This is a genomic window from Salinivibrio sp. ML290 (assembly GCF_001995695.1).
In the GTDB taxonomy this organism is placed as follows: domain Bacteria; phylum Pseudomonadota; class Gammaproteobacteria; order Enterobacterales; family Vibrionaceae; genus Salinivibrio; species Salinivibrio siamensis.
Map to the genome: position 1 here is coordinate 1 of NZ_MUEY01000029.1, position 3,269 is coordinate 3,269.

Genomic DNA, 3,269 nt, shown 5'->3' on the forward strand with positions numbered 1-3,269 from the left:
GACACACAGACTCACTACCTGTGGGACGGCGCGCACATCGTGCAGCAGCAACAGGCCACGGCTGATGGGCAAGTTCTACAGCAAACCGAATACCTTTACGAGCCCGGCAGCTCCCGCCCGATGGCGCAAGTGACCCACCATGAGCAAGGCAGCGAACTGCATTACATCGTGACCGACCACGCGGGCACACCGCAAGAGTTGTGTAATGAGCAAGGTGATATTGTCTGGCGGGGCGAGCAAGCGCTGTGGGGCCATTACCACGGGCAATCACAACGCCACTGGAAACGACGCGAAGAAGCGGCCAACGACAGTATACAGTGTGACCTTCGCTACCAAGGGCAACTCGAAGACGCAGAATCGGGCCTTTACTATAACGTAAACCGTTATTACGATGCAGACAGTGGCCAGTATCTTAGCCCCGACCCAATAGGGTTTGCGGGTGGATTAAGGCCACAGGCCTATGTTGCCAACCCACTGGAGTGGGTGGATCCGTTGGGGCTCAATAGCACAAATTTGAACAAAAAACTTGGAGGTATTAAGGGAGATAATTTATCTGCGCATCATATTATCCCAGTCGATGTGTGGAATAAAAATAAAGCTTTTTTAGATGAGGTTGGTTTGTCTGGTAGAAGAGATAGTGTTGAAAATGGTATATTAATTCCTGGTAGTGAAAAAGCATATAAAAATGGAACAGGTAAAGGTGTTTCTGTTTATCATAGCTCTAATCATAACAATTACTCCTCTGAAGTAGAGCGACGCATTGGTGAAATAGAGAGAGATTATAGAGCTGGTCTTATATCAAAAGACGAAGCTAGAATAGATATCCGAAAAGAGCAGATGCAACTAAGGCGTGATATTTGGTCGGGTAACGTTTCTAAAAACTGTAAGGGAAGATTGAACTAATGACTGATGAATACTACGTTCTCATGAATGATTGCCAGAATAATTTTTACAGTGGTGTACTAGACACCGAATGTGCTCAGGCTCAACGCGTTGAGGGGAGCAGTATATCGTTTCCATACGATGTGGGTAAAATTCAAGATAATATTATCTATTGGAACTTTGAAAAGGTTGAGAACCTAAGCTTCGACTACAGGTGCGAGAAAGGCCATATTTTATCTGAAAAAATGATGGATATTCTCAGTGGTTTTGTTTTTTCTCCGCACTATAAGAAAAGGTTATCAGTTTGGATGAGGGGGGCTGAAACTCAATATAGCTACACGTATATAGCATTTGAACGTGGTGTATGGAAAACTGGTAAACAACTTGACCCCGACTTTATTTTTTACGACAGGCTGCAATCATCATATGAATTGAATAAACGAGGGGGAATTATACCAAGTGGAGAAATAAAGCTAACAGAAAATGCAGAAAAATATGATGTTTTCGAATTGTTAGATACAACTTATTTAGGTGGTTTTTTAGTTGTTAATAACGAGGTAAAGAGAAAGATTGAATCTGAAAAAAATAATGTTAGAGGTTTTAAAGTTGTACCTTTAAATGATGCATTTAATACATATTGCAGAGATTACAATATCTCTGTTGAAATGTTGCGCGCTAAAGCTAAGAGAAAAATACCGTGAAATGATGACTTTTCTAATCAATTATTTACCCACGAATGGTAGTGACAAAAAGTCTGTGCGACTTAAAAATCATACTCTATATATGATCATCTAGCGCCCCTTAAAGAATACATAGTGAGCCTATTATTGACGTTACACTTTTGAGTGTTAGGGGGCGTTGTTGATCAAATCATTTAGCTAATACACTGATCCCATTGGGATTGCCCCCATCAATTAACTCGATAAGTAACAGGTATACCAAGTCTTATGACTTTGTTTATTGCTTTCACGTTGGCCAATGTTTCGCCAGTTTGTATGTTGTAATCACGCAGTGTCAGCTGAGGACTGAGTAACTCAGTTTAGCTAGAACGCGGTATCGCTACCGCTACGACCCGTTTGGGCGACGTATCGCCAAAGAATGTGCGCACAGCCAAACACAGACTCACTACCTGTGGGACGGCGCGCATATCGTGCAGCAACAACAGGCCACGGCTGATGGGCAGGTGCTGCAACAAACCGAATACCTCTACGAGCCCGGTAGCTTCCGTCCGATGGCGCAAGTGACCCACCATGAGCAAGGCAGCGAACTGCATTACATCGTGACCGACCACGCGGGCACACCCCAAGAGCTGTGTAATGAACAAGGTGATATTGTCTGGCGGGGCGAGCAAGCGCTATGGGGCCATTATCACGGGCAGTCACAACGCCACTGGCAACGACGCGAAGAGGCGGCCAACGACAGTATACAGTGTGACCTTCGCTACCAAGGACAACTCGAAGACGTAGAATCGGGCCTTTACTATAACGTAAACCGTTATTACGATGCAGACAGTGGCCAATACTTAAGCCCAGACCCGATAGGGTTTGCGGGAGGGTTAAGGCCGCAGGCCTATGTTGCCAACCCGCTAGAGTGGGTGGATCCGTTGGGGCTGGCTGAATGTGGTTCGAAGAATACTCAAAAAGAACGAGTGAAAGCTAACATTGAAGCAAGTCGAAAAGCTCGTGAATCGTCAAATATGGGGGGAGAGCCTCCTGCACCCGGTAGCCGAACATACGAAGGATTCATGAAAGAGCATGTGTCTCCAGATAGAGAAACTACACTCCATACTAAGTCAGCTGGTTTTAATAACAATAAAGGGAACGTTGGCGGTCAATTTAAACGTTACGGATTAGACTCTCATGCTGGTATTAGCCCACATGTACATCAACCGGTTAGAAATGTATCTCCGAAAACAGGAGATATATACGGCACACAAGGAACAAAAACTAGTAATGGTGGAGTAACATCTCCTTCGAAGAAAGATATAAAACAGTTATATGATCACGTTTATAATGGGAAGTATGGACAATGAGCCAAAACTTTGATTGTACGCAAATGATCTCATTTGATAGAAGTCTTGTTGCAAATTTAAATGACGATTCATTTCAGGATTTTGAAAGGTTAGGATTTTCTCTCGTGTTGGACGAAAATATAAGAGATGTTAAAAAAGAATATTTCTTCTTTCAGGAGGATGAATATTTTATTGAATTTTCTAACGATTTTTTCTGTGGTGAATTTGAGGACTGGTATGAATTTAATGAACCCCCACAGTTGATTTTAGATTTTTGTAATGCTTTGATTTCTTGTGCTAATAAAAACAAAATTGATTTCATGAAAGTCTATTTATCCTTCTTTGCTGAAAAAGGATACAGTAGTGATCATTATTC

At 42.7% G+C, this 3,269-nt stretch carries 4 protein-coding genes and 1 pseudogene; 4 read left to right on the plus strand and 1 reads right to left on the minus strand.

The genetic code is table 11. The features are described 5' to 3' along the window. Together BZG23_RS16615 and BZG23_RS16260 are read left to right on the plus strand one after the other, a co-directional pair. Positions 1 to 903, plus strand: a 903-nt coding sequence (locus tag BZG23_RS16615) for an RHS repeat domain-containing protein (RefSeq protein ID WP_198532208.1), incomplete at its 5' end; no start/stop codon positions are given. After that, a complete protein-coding gene (locus BZG23_RS16260) occupies positions 903 to 1,583 on the plus strand; it encodes an Imm43 family immunity protein (RefSeq protein ID WP_077607547.1) in 681 nt (226 codons plus the stop codon). The genes BZG23_RS16615 and BZG23_RS16260, both read left to right, overlap by 1 nt. Positions 1,584 to 1,792: 209 nt before the next feature. On the opposite strand, the pseudogene BZG23_RS16800 reads toward BZG23_RS16260, so the two are convergent. Beyond that, positions 1,793 to 1,915: pseudogene (locus BZG23_RS16800) on the minus strand (IS5/IS1182 family transposase); the annotation flags it as partial. A 117-nt stretch (positions 1,916 to 2,032) separates the two neighbouring features. Between BZG23_RS16800 and BZG23_RS16265 the strand changes: the two are divergent. Both BZG23_RS16265 and BZG23_RS16270 read left to right on the plus strand, forming a co-directional pair. Then, entirely contained in the window at positions 2,033 to 2,914 is an 882-nt protein-coding gene (locus BZG23_RS16265; protein ID WP_241837237.1) for an RHS repeat domain-containing protein, read from the plus strand. Further along, on the plus strand, positions 2,911 to 3,269 hold a 359-nt coding region (locus tag BZG23_RS16270), incomplete at its 3' end, for a hypothetical protein (RefSeq protein WP_077607549.1). The genes BZG23_RS16265 and BZG23_RS16270, both read left to right, overlap by 4 nt.

Bases quoted from the DNA above. Each gene is read 5' to 3' on its own strand.
- BZG23_RS16260 (WP_077607547.1), top strand. From the start codon at position 903: ATGACTGATGAATACTACGTTCTCATGAATGATTGCCAGAATAATTTT.